This is a genomic window from Erysipelatoclostridium sp. AM42-17 (genome assembly GCF_003480255.1).
Taxonomy (GTDB): domain Bacteria; phylum Bacillota_I; class Bacilli_A; order Erysipelotrichales; family Coprobacillaceae; genus Faecalibacillus.
The window spans coordinates 84,015-101,527 of sequence record NZ_QUIN01000002.1; the positions used below are offsets into that span (position 1 = coordinate 84,015).

Sequence of the window (17,513 nt, forward strand, 5' to 3'; positions counted from 1 at the left end):
ACTACCTCTCTTTCGAGTGCTCGTTTATACTACCATCTTTTCTTGCCTTTGTAAAGTGTTTTTTAATATTTTTCTATATTTATTTTACTTAATAAAAACAATCTATCAATTATAATATTTCATCACTATCTAAAATAATTGTTGTAGGTCCTGCATTGACCAAAGTTACGTTCATCATAGCACCAAAAACACCTGTTTCTACATGAATACCATGATTTTTGACTTCTTCATTAAAATAATCATAAAGAGGTTTTGAAATATCTGGTTTGGCTGCTCTTAAAAAACTAGGTCTTCTCCCTTTTTTACAATTAGCATATAAAGTAAATTGCGAAATTGATAAAATTTCACCGTTAACATCTTTTAAAGATAAATTAAGTTTTTGATTTTCATCTTCAAATATTCTTAAATTAACTAACTTATCAACCATTTTTTTCACGATTTCTTTATTATCATCTTGAGTAATTCCTACCAGTACCATAAATCCATTATTAATTTGCCCATTAATCTTATTGTCAATCTCTACTTTACTATTTAATACTCTTTGAACGACTAATCTCATAATCCATCCTACCTTTTATTTTTTAAAAATGATATAATTATTATATCTAATTTTTTATATAAGAGAAAGGAATTTTTTATGTCTACTCTAGCTTATAAAATGAGACCAACATCTTTAAATGATATTATTGGTCAATCTCATATTGTTGGTGAAAATGGAATTTTTACACGTTTCGTTGAAAAGAAACATCCTCTATCAGTGATATTATATGGTCCACCAGGATGTGGTAAGACAACACTTGCTATGGCATTAGCTCATGATTTAAATATTCCCTATCGCATATTTAATGCTTCAACGGGTAATAAAAAAGAAATGGATGCTATTGTTGCAGAAGCTAAATTATCAGGAACACTGTTTGTTATTATAGATGAAGTACACCGTCTTAATAAAATGAAACAAGATAATTTACTTCCTTATGTTGAAAGTGGTTTATTAATTATTGCTGGGTGTACAACTGCTAACCCTTATCATTCAATTAATCCAGCCATTCGTTCTCGTTGTCAAATTGTTGAAGTCAAACCACTCACAAACAAAGACATTATTACAGGACTTAAAAATGCCCTTATTAGTGACAAAGGACTTAAAAATGAATTTTCCTGTGATCAAGAAGTGTTGGACTATATCGCAAGAATTTCTTCAGGAGATATTCGCTTTGCTTATAATTGTTTAGAATTATGCACAATTATATGTCAAGATCAGCACATTAAAAGTGAAGATGTTAAAAACGCCATACCAAATGCAAATGGTCAATTTGATAAAGATGAAGACCAGTATTATGATACTTTAAGTGGGTTACAAAAATCTATTCGTGGAAGTGATCCTAATGGTGCAATGTATTACTTAGCTAAGTTAATTGAATATGATGATATTGACTCATTAGAAAGACGTGTCATCACTTGTGCCTACGAAGATATTGGACTTGCTAACCCAAATGCATGTATGCGTACAGTCATGGCTTTTCAAGCCGCTAAAGTTATAGGTTTTCCTGAAGCTCGTATTCCTATTGCAAGTGCTATTATAGATTTATGTTTATCGCCTAAATCAAAATCAAGCGAAAACGCTATTGATAATGCTCTAGCAAATCTTAAATCACAGCCATTAAAAGCACCTCAATATTTAAGACTCACACCTGTAGGTTTACAAGAAGATGAAACTTACCCTTATGATCGTCCTGAGCTGTGGGAATACATTCAATATTTACCAGATCAAATTGCCCACCAACAATTTTATGTGCCATGGATGACAAGTCAATATGAAAAAGCTCTTGCGCAAAATTATCGTCGTATTTTACAACATGGTAGAACAAATGAAATAAAAAAATTAATTCATTCAAAAAAATAATGTCCTATAAATAAAAGGACATTATTTTTTTATAAACATTATCTATTGTTTCTTCAAAACTTTTGAGGTTAACATCAAACCAATGAACAGGTACTTGGTTTTTAAACCAAGTATATTGTCTTTTAGCATATTGTCGTGAATGTTTTTTTATTAATTCTATCGTTTCTTCTTTTGATTGATGCCCTTGATAATAAGCAAACCACTCCTTATATCCTATTGCCTTCATACTCTGAAGATCTTGAGAATAACCTTTTTTCATGAGATTATCAATTTCACCCAAGAGTCCTTGTTCCACCATCAAATCAACGCGATGATTAATTCTTTGATAAAGCACTTCTCGATCTAGTGTTAATCCAACAAAATAAGCATCATAGAGTAAGCAATGTTCTTGTCTAGCAATCATTTCACTCTTTTTAGTTCCCGTACTTTCATAGATTGCTATAGCACGTAACACTCGCTGACGGTTATGGGGATGTAGTTGCTCTGCACTTTCTTGATCTATTTTTTTTAAATACTGATAAAGTTGATCATCACTATAGTGTTGATATTTTTCAATATAATAACTTTGATCAAGGGGACTTTCACTAAATTCATAATCATAAAGTGCTGCTTTAATATAAAGTCCTGTTCCACCAACAATAATAGGAACTTTGCCACGACTAGAAATATCATGAATACATTTTCTTACTTCATCTTGAAAATCCTTAACACTATAATTTTCATCTGGTTCTTTAATATCTATTAGATAATGAGGAATACCGTCCATTTCTTGTGAAGTAACTTTAGCTGTACCAATATCCATTGATTTATAAATTTGCATAGAATCGCCACTAATAATTTCACCATTGATTCTTTTAGCTAATTCTACAGACATTTTTGTTTTTCCAACCGCAGTTGGTCCTACAATTACAATGACTTTTTCCATTATACAACCCTCTTAAATAATTTTTCTAATTCATAAGCAGAATAATGAATAATTGTTGGTCTTCCATGAGGACAAACATAAGGATTATCACATCGCATTAAGTTATCAACAATAGTTTGCATTGCCTCAATAGAAAGATGACTATTCCCCTTTAATGAAGCTTTACAGCTCAATGTTGCAATCGCATGTTCTTGAAGAGCAATAACATCTATTTGATTATGATGAATGACCTGATTCATTAAATCTTCAATAAATACATATTCATCTATATTATTCATCCACATTGGTAATTTTCTAACAATGAAGCCTCCACCATATGGTTCGACATCAATTCCTACTTGTTTTAACAAATCTTTTCTTTCTTCTATAATCATACATTCACTCAATGGGTATTCAACTGTAATAGGAACTAATAAGTCTCTCATTGTTAAATCTAAATTTTTATATTTAGCTAAGAAATATTCATAGTTTACTCTTTCTTGAGCAGCATGTTGGTCAATGAGATACATACCACTTTCATCTTCACCAACAATATAAGTTCCGTGAATTTGAGCCTTCACAAAAATTTTCTTTTTCATCTGTTTTAATGGTTGATGAATTGGTTTTTCAATTACCTTTTCTTCTTTTATTTCTTCCTGATCTTCATGATAAGTTTCTTTAGCTTCATGAATTACAGGAGGTTGAACATATTCGACTTGCGAAATAAATTCCTCTTTTTCTTTTATAGAAACAGGTTCAACAAGATCTTCTTGAAGATAATTAATATTGAGATCTAATTGTTCACTTTGAGGCTTATACACCGGTTTTTCTTCTACTTGATATGTCTGATTCACATTTTCCAAAGCTCTACAGATTCCTTGATATATCAAATCTCTAAGTTGATACTCTTTAGAAAATTTGACTTCTAGTTTAGATGGATGAACATTAACGTCTACCAAATAGGGATCAATTTCAATATCAATAACAGCTATGGGATAACGATTATCAGCCAAATATTTTCGATATGCTTTATTAACACTATCTATCGTAATTTGATTTTTTACGACACGATGATTAACCATTGTTACAATATGATTTTTATTTGCTCGATTGACTTCAATTTTGCCAATATATCCACTAATAGAAAATTCTTGATCTTCAAATTTTACAGGTATCATATTTTTTGTTACTGATAAACCATATATTTGATTAATAACTTCCAACAATTGACCATTGCCATTTGTCTTAAAAATCATTTTTTTATTATGTAATAAACTAAAAGCGATATGAGGATAAGATAATGCTAATTTTTCAACATAATTTTGAATATGAGCAAACTCTGCTTGCATAGATTTAACATATTTTAATCTTGCAGGAACATTTTGAAACAACTTTTCAACTTTAATAGTAGTTCCTTGTTTTAAATCACTTTCTTGTAAAGAAATATATTTTCCAAATTCATAAGTGACAATTGTCCCTTGATGACCATCACTTGTTTTTAATTCAAAATGACTAATCGATGCAATAGAAGGAATAGCTTCTCCTCTAAAGCCTAATGTTTGAATACAAAATAAATCCTGATCATCTTTAATTTTACTTGTTGCATGGCGCAAAAAGCATAACTTAGCATCTTCCTGATCCATTCCTAAACCATTATCACTTATTTGAATAAGCTGTAAACCACCATCTTCTATTTGAATATCTATTTTACTACTTTTTGCATCAATACTATTCTCTACTAATTCTTTAACAACATTAGCAGGTCTTTCAATAACCTCTCCAGCTGCAATCTTATTAGCTAGAACTTCATCTAATTGTTTTATTTTCATTTATTTACCTCTTTTGATCATTCAATTTTTTTAATTCAATTAAAGTTGATAGGGCATCAAGAGGTGATAAAGCCATAGGATCAATATTATCTAAATATTTTTCCACTTCACTTTCTTTAACAACTGTTTTAACAACCTCTGGTTGACTTAAATGATGTTCAATATTATTTTCCTCTAATGCATCTAATAAATGATCTGCACGTTCTAACACATTTTCAGGTAAATGCGCTAAGCGAGCAACATTAATCCCATAAGATTTATTAGAACGTCCTGGTTTGATTTGATAATGAAACACCAGTTTATCATGATCAACACTCGCACTAGCATGAACATTTTGAATACCCAAGTTCTTATCTTCTAAGAAAGTCAATTCATGATAATGAGTAGAAAATAATGTCATACATTTAATATGTGTGGCAATATATTCAACCATTGACTGAGCAATAGCCATTCCATCAAAAGTAGCAGTTCCTCTACCAATTTCATCAAATAGAATTAAAGAATTTTCACTAGCAAAACGTAAAGCATTATTGGCTTCTAACATTTCTACCATGAAAGTAGATTGTCCACTAATTAAATCATCACTTGCGCCAATACGGGTAAAGATTTGATCAAAAATAGGTAAAGTTGCATAATCTGCAGGAACAAAACTACCAATTTGTGCCATCACGACTATTAAGGCAACCTGACGCATATAAGTTGATTTACCACCCATATTAGGTCCTGTAATCAACATAACTGGATGATCTTTATCAATAAAAACATCATTAGCCACATAACTTCCATGACTCATTACTTTTTCTATAACACCATGTCTTCCTTGTTTAACTTCCAATTTTTTATTTTGATTGAAAACAGGACGAACATAATTATTTTCACTAGCAAGCATGGCTAAAGATTGATAAACATCGATTTGAGCAATAACTTTAGCGACATCTTGTATCATATGAACATCTTTTTTTATTTGATTTCTTACATCATTAAAGATAACATATTCTAATTTTTGGATTTTATCTTGAGCTGATAAAATTTTATTTTCCATATCTTTTAATTCAGGTGTAATAAATCTTTCAGCATTTGATAAGCTTTGTTTTCTTGTATAAGCAAATTCATCTTTAATTAAAGATAAGTTTCCTTTTGTTACTTCAATATAATAACCAAAAACACGATTATAACCAACTTTTAATCCTTTAATACCTGTCTTTTCACGTTCCTTTTGTTCAAATTCAACGAGCCATTGTTTACCATGATCTCTTAAATATCTTAATTCATCTAATTCATTTGAAAAACCTTCTTTAATAATTCCTCCTTCTTTTACAACTAAAGGTGGATTATCAATAATAGCTTGATCTATTAATTGAGTAATATGTGATAAATCAACCAATTGTTCAGCTAATCGATTTGTTAGAGGTTCATCTAAAGATAATAACTGGTTTTTCAATTCTGGAACAACTTTTAAAGAAGCACTAATCCATTTTAAATCACGAGCATTAACATTACCAAAAGCAATACGACTTGATAATCTTTCTAGATCATAAACATCTTTTAAAATTTCTTTAATGCTTTCTCTTTGAATAAATTGTTGAGTAAAAATCTCTACAATATCTAATCTTTGTTCTATAGTTTGTAAATTAAGTAAAGGACGATCCAAATAGTTTTTTAATAAACGGGAACCCATAGCACACTTCGTTTGATCTAATAACCAAAACAAAGAACCATATTTATCATGATCACGTGCATTAGCAGTCAATTCTAGTGATTTTTTAGTATATAAATCCATGGTCATATAATCTTCATTTTTAACTTCTTGGATCATTTGTAAGTGTTCCAAATCTCTTTTTTGTGTTTCTAAAAGATAATTAAGCAATAGAGAAGACACTTTGATTTGTTTTAGATCATGAATATTTTTAAACATATTTTCATAACGATCATTAAACTGATCATTTTCATAATAAGAAACCATCATATTATCAAACTGTAAACTTTCACTAGGTAAAACAACAATTTCTTTAACATCCATTGATGTTAATTGATTTTTAAGAGCATGTTCATTTTTTTCAATATTCACAACTAAAAATTCACCCGTTGTAATATCACAAAAAGCGATCACGTATTGAAAATCAAAAGTCATCATACTTGCTATGTAATTATTTTTATTCTTTGTCATCGATTCATCAAAAATCGTACCTGGTGTAATAATTTGTACAACACCACGTTCAACCAATCCTTTTTTACTTGGATCACTTAACTGTTCAACAATAGCCACACGATGACCATTATCAACCAATTTTTGAATATAACCACTAGCTGAATGAAAAGGAACCCCACACATTGGTACCCTTTCTTTAGCACCTGCATTTTTACCAGTTAAAGCTAATTCTAATTCTTTTGAAACCGTAATTGCATCATCAAAAAACATCTCATAAAAGTCTCCTAAACGGAACATCACAATATCATGAACATGTTCTTCTTTTATTTTTAAATATTGCATCATCATTGGACTATATTTTGGTTTCATTTTACTACCTCTTCTTTCAATACTGCCAACATTATAACATAGAAAGACATATCTTTCTATGTTATAAAATCGGTATTCACTTTGATTTCTTGATCTGAATCATTGACTATATTCTGCTTATTTTCTACCATAATCGTCGTTTCTCCTATGATTTTTAAAGCTAATTCTTTTTCTATCTCTAATTCAATGATTTGTTTATTTAAGTTAGCATGAATACACTTAGGTATTTTTTGACAGCTTACTTTTAATTCATCTTGATTATTTAATATATGCCCTGAACAATTTAAGTCTATCATTTCTTGGTACTGAACTACTTTCTTTAATAAATGGCTATCATTTAAATAACTATACCAGACATGCATTTCTAAGCTACCATAAATAATTGGTTTCCCTTTTTCAATTTTAGCTTCAAAACAATGATTACAAATCCAGCATCCTAATATTTTGTCAATATGTTCTACTTCAAAATGATATTTATCTACTGATCTTTTATGTCCCTTAGCAATCGTTGCTTTAGTCATAATTTCAAATATTTGATTCGACATATCATCACCCTTTATAACTTTATGTCTTAAAATAAAAAAAAGACTTCTAAGAAGTCTTAATTTTTATGTTGATTGTTTGATGAGTCTTTTAAGACAACATCATGAGCTCCACCTTCAACAATACTCGTTGAAGAAACAAGTGTAATTTTTGCTTTTTCTTGTAATTCTGGAATTGTAAGAGCACCACAGTTACACATTGTATGTTTAATCTTAGATAAAGTTAATCCTACGTTATCTTTTAAACTTCCAGCATATGGTACATATGAATCAACACCTTCTTCAAAAGAAAGTTTTTGATCTCCACCCATATCATAACGTTGCCAGTTACGAGCACGAGCAGATCCTTCTCCCCAGTATTCTTTCATATATTGACCATTAATACTTACTTTATTTGTTGGAGATTCATCAAATCTTGAGAAATATCGTCCTAACATGATGAAATCAGAACCCATTGCAAGTGCAAGAGTCATATGATAATCATGAACAATACCACCATCACTACAGATAGGTACATAAATTCCTGTTTCTTTAAAATATTCATCACGAGCTTTAGCTACTTCAATAGTTGCAGTTGCTTGACCACGTCCAATTCCTTTTTGTTCACGAGTGATACAAATAGATCCTCCACCAATACCAATTTTAACGAAATCAGCACCAGCTTCAGCTAAAAATCTAAATCCATCAGCATCAACTACGTTACCAGCTCCCACTTTAACTGTATCCCCATAGTTTTCTCTAATCCAATCAATAGTCATTTTTTGCCATTCAGAGAAACCTTCTGATGAGTCAATACATAATACATCAGCACCCGCTTCTACTAATGCAGGAACACGTGTTTCATAGTCACGAGTATTAATTCCAGCACCAACAATATAACGTTTATTTTCATCTAATAATTGGTTTGGATTAGATTTTCTTGTTTCATAATCTTTTCTAAACACAAAGTAATGTAATCTTTGTTCATCATCTATAATTGGTAATGCATTTAATTTGTTATCCCAGATGATATCATTACATTCTTTTAATGATACCCCGATATGACCACAAATTAATTTATCAAAAGGTGTCATAAAATCAACAACTTTTGTATCCATTGAAAGACGTGATACACGATAGTCTCTTCCTGTAACAACACCAATTAATTTACCATTTGCACTTCCGTCTTCAGTAACAGCCATTGTAGAATGACCTGTTTTTTCTTTTAAAGCAATAACATCAGCTAATGTAGATGTTGCTGATAAATTAGAATCACTTGGTACAAAACCTGCTTTATAATTTTTAGCACGTCTTACCATTGCTGCTTGACTTTCTACGCTTTGTGATCCATAGATAAAAGAAACCCCACCTTCTTTAGCTAAAGCCACTGCCATATTATCATCAGATACAGCTTGCATAATTGCAGAAACTAATGGAATATTTAATGATAATGTTGGTTCTTCCCCTTTTTTGAACTTAACTAATGGTGTTTTTAAACTTACATTTTTTGGTTGACACTCTGCTGAAGAGTATCCTGGTACTAATAAGTATTCATTAAATGTGTGTGATGGTTCATCAAAATAAAATGCCATTTTTGTTCTCCTTTTCTTATATTTTGTAAATTTCTATAAATTATAATTTTAGTTATTTCATATGTCAATAGTTTATTTCATTAATTGCCCATTTATTGATGTATTTATTGTTTGTAATAATTCATTTAATTCTTCTTTTAAATATAGACTATTGACAACTAAAGGATGATTTTCAAATGATGATCTTAATTCTTGATATTCTTCAATTGTTTGATAGACAGAATCATCTTGCTTTGCTTTTTGATTAACAATCTTTTTTTGTAATACTTTAATTTGTTTTTCTAACTCTTGTAGTTCTTGATGACAAGCAAGTTCTTTTTCAATTTTTTGATATTCTTTGACTAAATCCAAATTTAATATTTCTTGATTAAGTGCTTGAGCCAAAGTATCAATCTTGTTCAATTTGTTCACCTTTTAAAGCCCATGTTTTAGCTTCAGTTACTTTAACCATGACTCTTTTACCAATACAATCTGGATTTCCTTTAAAGTTAATTAATTTTTGATGTTTTGTATATCCTGTAAGCATTTGTGGATCACGTTTAGATGGTCCATCAACTAAAACTTCGACTTCTTGATTTAAGAATCTTTGATTTTGTTTCAATGCTTTTTCATTAACAACTTCATTTAAACGATATAAGCGTTGTTCTTTTTCTTCTAATGGAACATTATCTGCCATTTTGGCTGCTGGTGTTCCAGCACGAGGTGAATAAATAAAAGTATAGGCTAAATCATATTCACACTCTTGATATAAAGATAACGTATCTTCAAATTGTTCTTCTGTTTCATTTGGGAATCCCACAATGATATCAGTTGTAATTGTACAATCAGGAATTTCTTCTTTAATTGCATGGAATAATTCTAAATATTGTTCACGACTATAACGACGCCCCATTAATTTTAATACCTCATCATTTCCTGATTGAACAGGTAAATGGATAGCAGGCATAATATTATCATATGAAGCTATCATATGAATCATATCCTTTGAAAAATCCCAAGGATGACTTGTTGTAAAACGAATGCGAGGAATACCTGTTTTAGCTACTGCTTCTAGTAATGAAGCAAAAGATGAACCATCGTCTAAGTCTTTTCCATAACTATTCACATTTTGACCAAGTAAAGTCACTTCTTGATAACCATCTTTAACTAATTGGTTGACCTCTTCAATAATGTCATCCATTAAACGTGAACGTTCTTTCCCACGTGTATAAGGAACAATACAATATGTACAAAACTTATTACATCCATACATAATATTAACCCAAGCTTTATGTTTGCTTGCTCTTGTTACTGGTGTATCTTCGATCACATCACCTTCTTTAGACCATACTTCAACGACCATTTCTTTATTAAACATTGCTTCTTTTAATAATTCTGGTAATCGATGAATGTTATGAGTTCCAAATATTAAATCAATATGGGGATGTTTTTGTAAGATACGTTGAATGACAACTTCTTCTTGTGCCATACAACCACATAACCCAAAGATCAAATTAGGATTTTTCTTTTTTAAATTTTTTACATATCCTACTTTACCAAATACCTTTTCTTCTGCGTTTTCTCTGATTGCACATGTATTTAATAAAATAACATCAGCTTCTTTAATTTCTGTTGTTGGCTGATAAGCCATCATTTCTAAAATACCTGATAATGTTTCACTATCTCTTTCATTAGCCTGACAACCATAAGTATGAATGTAGTATTTCTTTCCTTTACCTACATTTACCATTTCTTGAGGGATAAAAAAAGCATCATGTATATGATGAACATCTTCTCCTCTTCTTTTTTTAGCCTCTTTTAAATTAGGCCCTTTAAAATATTGACTATAATCTTTCATTTTTTCACCACTTTTCTAGACTATTATATACATATTTAAATTTAATTTCCATAAAAAAATAAGGACTTAAGTCCTTATTGTTGATTAACCAAAGAATCCGTCTGGTTGAATTGAGAAATATAAAACTGCACCATCAGGTGTTTTTTTGAATAAACCTTTGCAATAACTTGCAGCTTCATCAGGTGTTAATTCAGTTTCACATTCGATTTCTGCTTTAATTCCTGTTTTTTTGATGAATTTACATTTTACTTTATCATCTTCATATCCATCGAAAAAGTCGATTAATTTTTGTGTTTGTGCTGTTTGCATTAATAATTTACATTTTGCCATAATATAACCTCCATCTAGCAATTACATTATACCTTTATTAATCAAAAAAATAAACCGTTTTCATTCATTTTCTTTCTAATAATAAACGAATTGCTGTGATTTGCTTGTCATCAACCATTAAATCATGAAATGAAGGAATACAAATAAGTTCTTTTCCTGTTGGTACGATATATCCCCTTGCTATAGCAATGGCCTTAACAGCTTGATTTAATGCTGCTGCACCGATAGTTTGAATCATTAATGATTCTTGTTCTCTCATTAAAGAGGCAATAGCTCCGGCTACATGATTAGGTATAGATGAAGATGATACTTTTATTATTTCCATATTTTTTCCTCCTATCACAGTATATGAAACGAGATGTTAAATATGAAAAAAGTGCATCTTTAAGATGCACAGTAATGATGATCATCATTAATTAAGATACGTTCTATAGAAACTGGACGGTTATCATCATTAAATTCTATAACTACACCAGCAAATTGTCCTGAATTATCAGACATTTTAAAAGGAGCATGATACCCTCTCATCTTTAAAATAACACTATCTAAATCACAACCTAAACTACTTAAATACGCACCTGTCATGCCAACATCAGAAATAAAGGCTATTTTTTGATCAATAATTCTTTCATCTGCAGTTTGAACATGTGTATGTGTTCCCAGTAAAGCACTCGCTTTATCTTTAGCATAATAAGCTAAAGCAATCTTTTCACTTGTTGCTTCACAATGAGCATCAATAATATGAATATCTTGTTCCATATTTAAAAACTCATCAAAACGATCAAAAGGATTTTGATAACGATTATCCATAAAAACACAACCTACTAAATTCGTCACTCTTATCTTTTTACCTGAAACATCAAATACCCTACTGCTTATACCAGGTAAAACAGCAGATTTATTATAAGGGACAATTAAACGATCAGCTTCATCAATATAATCTAATAATTCTTTTTTATCAAACGTATGATTTCCCATTGTCATACAATCAATTCCTTGAAAAGTAAAGAAATCATAATGTTTTTTGATAAGTCCTTTGCCATGACTGGCATTTTCCACATTAGCAATTGTAAAATCTATACGATAGTCTTTTTTTATACGATACAAGTAATCTTCAATCATTTCACGACCAATAGAACCAACGACATCACCTATAAATAATACTCTAACCATTTTAAACCTCCCATAAAAATAGGATTAACAAAATTGTTAATCCTATTTAGCTATTTCACTTGCACGAACTTCACGAATCACAGTCACTTTAATATGTCCTGGATAAGTTAATTCTTCTTCTATCTTTGTCTTAATATCACGGGCAATCTTATGACTTGCAATATCATCCACTTTATCTGGTTTAACAACGATACGCACTTCACGACCTGCTTGAATAGCAAAGACTTTATCAACACCATCAAAACTTTTAGCCATAGCTTCAAGTTTTTCAAGACGTTGAATATAATTTTCAATTGTTTCACGACGACTTCCTGGTCTTGCTGCTGAAAGCGTATCAGCTGCCGCTACTAAAATAGAAATCACACTTGTTGCTGGAACATCACCATGATGCGATTCAATCGCATTAACAATAGTTGGATGTTCACCGTGTTTTTTAGCAAATTTAGCACCTAATTCAACGTGGCTTCCTTCCATTTCACGATCCATAGCTTTACCAATATCGTGTAATAATCCGGCACGTTTAGCCATTTGTTGGTTTAAACCTAACTCTGCTGCCATAATTCCTGCTAAATGAGCAACTTCTAAAGAATGTTGTAATGCATTTTGACCAAAACTTGTACGATATTTAAGTTTACCAATTTGCATAATAATATCTTTATCAATTTTAGAAATTCCTAATTCAAAAACAGCATCTTCTCCTGTTTTACGAATATGTTCATTTAATTCTTTTCTTGTTTTTTCAACAACTTCTTCAATTCTTCCTGGTTGAATACGTCCGTCACGAATTAATGTTTCTAATGACAAACGAGCAATCTCACGACGAATTGGATCAAAACAAGAGATTGTAATTGCTTCAGGTGTATCATCAATAATTAAATCAGCACCAGTAGATTGTTCAATCGCTTTAATATTACGGCCTTCACGACCAATAATACGCCCTTTCATTTCTTCACTAGGTAATGCAACAACACATACAGTTTTTTCCACTACCTCTTCTTGGGCATAACGATTAATCGCATTAGCGATAATGTCCCTTGAAATCATTGAAGCTTTACTTTTTGCTTCTTCTTCTTGTTCTTTAACATAGGCTGCCATTTCTAAACTAATTTGTTGTTCAACCTGTTTAAATAACTCATCTTTGGCTTCACTTGCTGACATAGCAGCAACCTTTTCTAACTCTGATACTTTAGAGTCTATTTTTTCCTTTAATTCAGCCTCTAATTTATCTATTCCAGCTTCTCGATTATTTAATTGTTTAACTTTTTGTTCTAAAACATCTTCCTTACCTTGAACTGCAATATCTCTACGCTCAATACCTTTTTCGCGTTCTAATAATTTGTTTTCTAGTTCTGTAATTTCATGTCTTTGTTCTTTAACTTCTTTTTCTGCTTCTAACTTTAATTCATAAGCCTGTGTCTTAGCATCAAGTATTGCTTCTTTAACAATATTATCTGCCTTTGAATTTGCATCATCAACAATTTTTGCTGCTGATACATTTGCTTTTGATATTTTCAATTTTGTATAAGCAAAATAAATTAAAAATCCAGCGATCACAGCTGAAACATAAGATAAAATAGTGGGTAACGACATATTTGGCATTTTTAACCCTCCATTTTCAAATATGTTTATTCAATCATTTGAATCTGTGTGCAAGGCACAATAATATTGTATAATATTTTACCATTATTTACAATGAAAACTATTTTCTAACAAGATGAAAAAATGATTAGAACATCAATTCTAATCATTTTCTTCTGTTTGATTAATTGAAGCTTTAATCGCTTCTGTTATTTCTTCCATTATTTCTGGATGTGTAGATAGGAAGTTTTTCGCATTTTCACGACCTTGACCAATCTTTTCACCCTTATAAGCATACCAAGCACCAGATTTATCAACAATATCTTTATCAACTGCTAAATCAAGAACTTCACCATCACGAGAAATTCCTTTACCATAAATGATATCCACTTGTGTTGTTTTAAATGGTGGCGCTACTTTATTTTTAACAACTTTAATATTCACTTTATTACCGACTACTTCTGTACCATTTTTGATTTGTTCACTACGTCTAATTTCTACTCTTACCGAAGAATAGAATTTTAATGCTCGTCCACCTGTTGTTGTTTCAGGATTACCAAACATAATACCAATCTTTTCTCTTAATTGGTTAATAAAGATAATGGTACAATCTGTTTTATTCATCACCCCTGATAACTTACGTAACGCTTTAGACATTAATCTTGCCTGTAATCCCATTTGATTATCTGACATTTCCCCATCTAATTCAACTTGAGGAACAAGAGCCGCAACTGAATCGACAACAACTAAATCAATCGCTCCCGAACGAACTAAAGTTTCAGCAATTTCTAAACCTTGTTCACCACTATCTGGTTGTGACAAAATTAATTCATCAATATTAACTCCTAAATTTTTAGCATATACAGGATCTATTGCATGCTCTGCATCAATGAAAGCAGCACGACCTCCTTGTTTTTGTACTTCAGCAATAGCGTGTAATGTAAGTGTTGTTTTCCCACTTGATTCAGGTCCATAAATTTCAATAATTCTACCTTTAGGATATCCACCTATTCCAAGGGCTAAATCTAAAGTTAAAGAACCAGTTGGAATAACGTCTACATCAATTGCACTACGATCACCAAGTTTCATAACAGAACCTTTACCAAATTGTTTTTCAATTTGTTTAATTGCTGCATCTAAAGCCTGTTGTTTTTTTTCTTCTGCTTTATCTATTTTTTCTGCCATATAAATTCCCTCCTATCTTTATATACATAAAAAAAATGAAAATTACTTTAATTTTTCAATAATTTTTTTAATTGCAAAGTCAATTGCCTGATTAGCAATATCACTTCGACTTCCTTTTAAATTTAAACCATATACAAATAATTCATCTTTCACTCTTAAACCAACATAAACTTCCCCAACCGGTTTATTTTCCATCGCATCAGGTCCAGCATTTCCAGTAAAAGATACACAAACATCACTATTTAATATAGCTTGACCATTAATAGCCATTAAAGAGGCAATTTCTTTTGAAACGACTCCATATCGTTCAATAACTTCATGTTCAATACCTAAAAGACGTTCTTTAGTCACACTTTGATAAGTAACTAAAGAACCCTTATAAACCTTAGAAATGCCAGGAATACTTCCTAGCATTGATGCAAATCGACCGACAGTAAAACTTTCTACTGATCCAATCGAAATATTCTTTTGTATTAAAATTTGTGCTAATTCATCCATCACATTGACTCCGTTAACATTTCTCTATTTTGAATAAAATAATCAATTCCACTAATAATTGAAATAGCACAAGCTATCCAAACTAAAATTTGATCAACAGGAATTGAAAAATATGAAAATGGAAAATTACATAACAATACAGCACATAAAGAAACCATTTGTGTAGCTGTTTTTAACTTTCCTAACTTTCTTGCTGCTATAACGATTTGTTTATTAGCCGCGACTAAACGAATCGCATCAACAATCGTATCTCTAGAAATCATAATAATCGGTACAATAATCGATACTCTTTGATCACTCGCTAAAAGCAAGAAAATAGTATTAACTAATAACTTATCAGCAATTGGATCAGCAAACTGTCCAAAAGTCGTAATCATTTTTTCACGACGAGCTATCTGACCATCAAAATAGTCAGTAATTGAAGCAACAATAAAAATAACTAAAATAATAATATTAATTAATGAAATTGAAGTATTAGCAAGATGATAAACAGGAATATGAATTCCTAGTGTATTATATGGGAACATATATATAATCACGAGTAAAGGAATCAGTAATACTCTTGTTACCGTTAATTTATTAGGTAGATTCATTATTTAACCAAGTTAAGTTTCAACTGTGCATTATTAGAAGTATAATCACTATCTTCTAATGGGATTTGTTGATCATTAATATAGAATCGATGTCCCCTATTAAATCCAAGTTTTAAATTCAAATTTTGAAAATCTGCAACATTAAATGTTAATTCAACAGTTTCTGGATCAGCATTCATTGAATTACTTGTATTATTTGAATTATAAATACGTGATTCAAACTCTGAATAATCTGCACCATTGACTTGTAAACTTGCCCATGAACGTCCTACAAATTCAAATTTAACTTTAAATGTTTGAGCACCTTCAGGTAATTTAAAATCATAATTCATAGATGCTGTTTTTGTAATTTGAACAGTTTGATCAGTTGTATCTGTTTTTTGTTTTGTTTGAGTATCTTTTTTAGTTGTTTTCTTCTTTGCTTTTTTCGTTGTCACATTGCCTTCTACAGTTGTATCGTTTGATTTATTAAATGTAGACGTATCATTTTGTTTTGTTGATAAAACAGCAAACCAAATCACAGCAATAATCGCTACAACTAAAATAGCTACAATACCATATTTAACAAAACGCAAAATGTAATGATCTTCATATACACCTTTTTTGCGATGAACAGGTTCTGGTTTTGGTGCTTGCATATTTTTAAAAGTATCAGACATTTTATCAACAAATGTCGTACCACCTTTTTTATCTTGTTCTTCTTTTTCCTTCTCTTTTTGTTTTTGTAAATCTTCTAATTTTAATTCTTGAGTTAAAGCAATATATTCATCAGCAATACTAGCATCAATATCTAAATAACGCGCAATTTTTTTAAGATACATTTTTACATATTGTTCATCACCAGTGAACTTATCAAAAGCACCTGCTTCTATATCTTTAATAATTGTGGTTGAAATTAAAGTAGCTTGCGATAATTCTTCAATTGTAACGCCTTTGGCTTGGCGGCCTGCTTTAATTTTTTCGCTAACCTTTTCCACAAAGACATCCTCCTTTTCATATCAACTTCATAAACACATTAAATTATATCATAAAAGTGTCATTAAACAATCACTAAT

The 17,513-nt window shown here is 30.5% G+C and carries 17 protein-coding genes; 1 reads left to right on the forward strand and 16 read right to left on the reverse strand.

Annotation, left to right across the window (positions count from 1 at the left end):
• Positions 1–109 precede the first annotated feature (109 nt).
• Positions 110–559 carry a D-aminoacyl-tRNA deacylase gene (gene dtd, locus DW911_RS01620; RefSeq protein WP_118433510.1) on the reverse strand — a complete coding sequence of 150 codons (450 nt, stop codon included), beginning with the start codon at positions 557–559 and terminating at the stop codon, positions 110–112.
• A 78-nt stretch (positions 560–637) separates the two neighbouring features.
• Between dtd and DW911_RS01625 the strand changes: the two genes are divergently transcribed.
• Positions 638–1,900: a replication-associated recombination protein A gene (locus tag DW911_RS01625; RefSeq protein WP_118607378.1), complete on the forward strand. Its 1,263-nt coding sequence runs from the start codon at positions 638–640 to the stop codon at positions 1,898–1,900.
• Positions 1,901–1,904: 4 nt separating this feature from the next.
• Here DW911_RS01625 and miaA read toward each other — a convergent pair whose 3' ends face one another.
• From miaA to DW911_RS01700, 15 genes are all read right to left on the reverse strand, one after another.
• Positions 1,905–2,825, reverse strand: coding sequence for a tRNA (adenosine(37)-N6)-dimethylallyltransferase MiaA (miaA, locus tag DW911_RS01630; RefSeq protein ID WP_118607379.1), 921 nt, complete (start codon positions 2,823–2,825; stop codon positions 1,905–1,907).
• The gene (gene mutL / locus DW911_RS01635) at positions 2,825–4,633 is read right to left on the reverse strand and encodes a DNA mismatch repair endonuclease MutL (protein ID WP_118433516.1); all 1,809 of its coding nucleotides are present in this window, start codon (positions 4,631–4,633) and stop codon (positions 2,825–2,827) included. Before mutL ends, miaA begins: the two co-directional genes overlap by 1 nt.
• Positions 4,634–4,637: 4 nt before the next feature.
• Positions 4,638–7,151, reverse strand: a complete 2,514-nt coding sequence (mutS, locus tag DW911_RS01640) for a DNA mismatch repair protein MutS (protein ID WP_118433518.1) — start codon at positions 7,149–7,151, stop codon at positions 4,638–4,640.
• 56 nt (positions 7,152–7,207) lie between these two features.
• On the reverse strand, positions 7,208–7,696 hold the full coding sequence (gene cotE, locus DW911_RS01645; protein WP_118433520.1) for an outer spore coat protein CotE: 489 nt from the start codon (positions 7,694–7,696) through the stop codon (positions 7,208–7,210).
• Between the two features lie 56 nt (positions 7,697–7,752).
• On the reverse strand, positions 7,753–9,264 hold the full coding sequence (locus DW911_RS01650) for an IMP dehydrogenase (RefSeq protein ID WP_118433522.1): 1,512 nt from the start codon (positions 9,262–9,264) through the stop codon (positions 7,753–7,755).
• A 72-nt stretch (positions 9,265–9,336) separates the two neighbouring features.
• A complete protein-coding gene (locus tag DW911_RS01655; protein ID WP_118433524.1) occupies positions 9,337–9,675 on the reverse strand; it encodes a YlbF family regulator in 339 nt (112 codons plus the stop codon).
• Entirely contained in the window at positions 9,653–11,101 is a 1,449-nt protein-coding gene (gene miaB, locus DW911_RS01660) for a tRNA (N6-isopentenyl adenosine(37)-C2)-methylthiotransferase MiaB (RefSeq protein WP_118607380.1), read from the reverse strand. The genes DW911_RS01655 and miaB overlap by 23 nt, the downstream gene beginning before the upstream one ends.
• An 84-nt stretch (positions 11,102–11,185) precedes the next feature.
• On the reverse strand, positions 11,186–11,431 hold the full coding sequence (locus DW911_RS01665) for a hypothetical protein (protein WP_118433528.1): 246 nt from the start codon (positions 11,429–11,431) through the stop codon (positions 11,186–11,188).
• Positions 11,432–11,495: 64 nt separating this feature from the next.
• The gene (locus DW911_RS01670; protein ID WP_118433530.1) at positions 11,496–11,756 is read right to left on the reverse strand and encodes a stage V sporulation protein S; all 261 of its coding nucleotides are present in this window, start codon (positions 11,754–11,756) and stop codon (positions 11,496–11,498) included.
• A 59-nt stretch (positions 11,757–11,815) separates the two neighbouring features.
• Positions 11,816–12,604, reverse strand: coding sequence for a TIGR00282 family metallophosphoesterase (locus tag DW911_RS01675; protein WP_118433532.1), 789 nt, complete (start codon positions 12,602–12,604; stop codon positions 11,816–11,818).
• A 42-nt stretch (positions 12,605–12,646) separates the two neighbouring features.
• Positions 12,647–14,203, reverse strand: coding sequence for a ribonuclease Y (gene rny / locus DW911_RS01680; RefSeq protein WP_118433534.1), 1,557 nt, complete (start codon positions 14,201–14,203; stop codon positions 12,647–12,649).
• A 141-nt stretch (positions 14,204–14,344) separates the two neighbouring features.
• Complete coding sequence (gene recA, locus DW911_RS01685; RefSeq protein ID WP_118433536.1) at positions 14,345–15,367, reverse strand: recombinase RecA; 1,023 nt, start codon at positions 15,365–15,367, stop codon at positions 14,345–14,347.
• Between the two features lie 42 nt (positions 15,368–15,409).
• Positions 15,410–15,865 carry a CinA family protein gene (locus tag DW911_RS01690; protein WP_118433538.1) on the reverse strand — a complete coding sequence of 152 codons (456 nt, stop codon included), beginning with the start codon at positions 15,863–15,865 and terminating at the stop codon, positions 15,410–15,412.
• Positions 15,865–16,458, reverse strand: a complete 594-nt coding sequence (pgsA, locus tag DW911_RS01695; RefSeq protein ID WP_118433540.1) for a CDP-diacylglycerol--glycerol-3-phosphate 3-phosphatidyltransferase — start codon at positions 16,456–16,458, stop codon at positions 15,865–15,867. The genes DW911_RS01690 and pgsA overlap by 1 nt, the downstream gene beginning before the upstream one ends.
• Positions 16,458–17,435 (reverse strand): helix-turn-helix domain-containing protein, encoded by a 978-nt coding sequence (locus DW911_RS01700; RefSeq protein WP_118433542.1) that lies wholly within the window; start codon positions 17,433–17,435, stop codon positions 16,458–16,460. The genes pgsA and DW911_RS01700 overlap by 1 nt, the downstream gene beginning before the upstream one ends.
• Positions 17,436–17,513: the final 78 nt, after the last annotated feature.

Excerpts from the sequence above, each read along its gene's own strand:
- miaB (WP_118607380.1), bottom strand. The coding sequence starts at position 11,101 with ATGAAAGATTATAGTCAATATTTTAAAGGGCCTAATTTAAAAGAGGCT.
- DW911_RS01690 (WP_118433538.1), bottom strand. The coding sequence starts at position 15,865 with ATGGATGAATTAGCACAAATTTTAATACAAAAGAATATTTCGATTGGA.
- pgsA (WP_118433540.1), bottom strand. The coding sequence starts at position 16,458 with ATGAATCTACCTAATAAATTAACGGTAACAAGAGTATTACTGATTCCT.
- dtd (WP_118433510.1), bottom strand. The coding sequence starts at position 559 with ATGAGATTAGTCGTTCAAAGAGTATTAAATAGTAAAGTAGAGATTGAC.
- miaA (WP_118607379.1), bottom strand. The coding sequence starts at position 2,825 with ATGGAAAAAGTCATTGTAATTGTAGGACCAACTGCGGTTGGAAAAACA.
- DW911_RS01625 (WP_118607378.1), top strand. The coding sequence starts at position 638 with ATGTCTACTCTAGCTTATAAAATGAGACCAACATCTTTAAATGATATT.
- mutS (WP_118433518.1), bottom strand. The coding sequence starts at position 7,151 with ATGAAACCAAAATATAGTCCAATGATGATGCAATATTTAAAAATAAAA.
- mutL (WP_118433516.1), bottom strand. The coding sequence starts at position 4,633 with ATGAAAATAAAACAATTAGATGAAGTTCTAGCTAATAAGATTGCAGCT.
- DW911_RS01665 (WP_118433528.1), bottom strand. The coding sequence starts at position 11,431 with ATGGCAAAATGTAAATTATTAATGCAAACAGCACAAACACAAAAATTA.
- DW911_RS01650 (WP_118433522.1), bottom strand. The coding sequence starts at position 9,264 with ATGGCATTTTATTTTGATGAACCATCACACACATTTAATGAATACTTA.
- cotE (WP_118433520.1), bottom strand. The coding sequence starts at position 7,696 with ATGTCGAATCAAATATTTGAAATTATGACTAAAGCAACGATTGCTAAG.
- DW911_RS01670 (WP_118433530.1), bottom strand. The coding sequence starts at position 11,756 with ATGGAAATAATAAAAGTATCATCTTCATCTATACCTAATCATGTAGCC.
- recA (WP_118433536.1), bottom strand. The coding sequence starts at position 15,367 with ATGGCAGAAAAAATAGATAAAGCAGAAGAAAAAAAACAACAGGCTTTA.
- DW911_RS01675 (WP_118433532.1), bottom strand. The coding sequence starts at position 12,604 with ATGGTTAGAGTATTATTTATAGGTGATGTCGTTGGTTCTATTGGTCGT.
- rny (WP_118433534.1), bottom strand. The coding sequence starts at position 14,203 with ATGCCAAATATGTCGTTACCCACTATTTTATCTTATGTTTCAGCTGTG.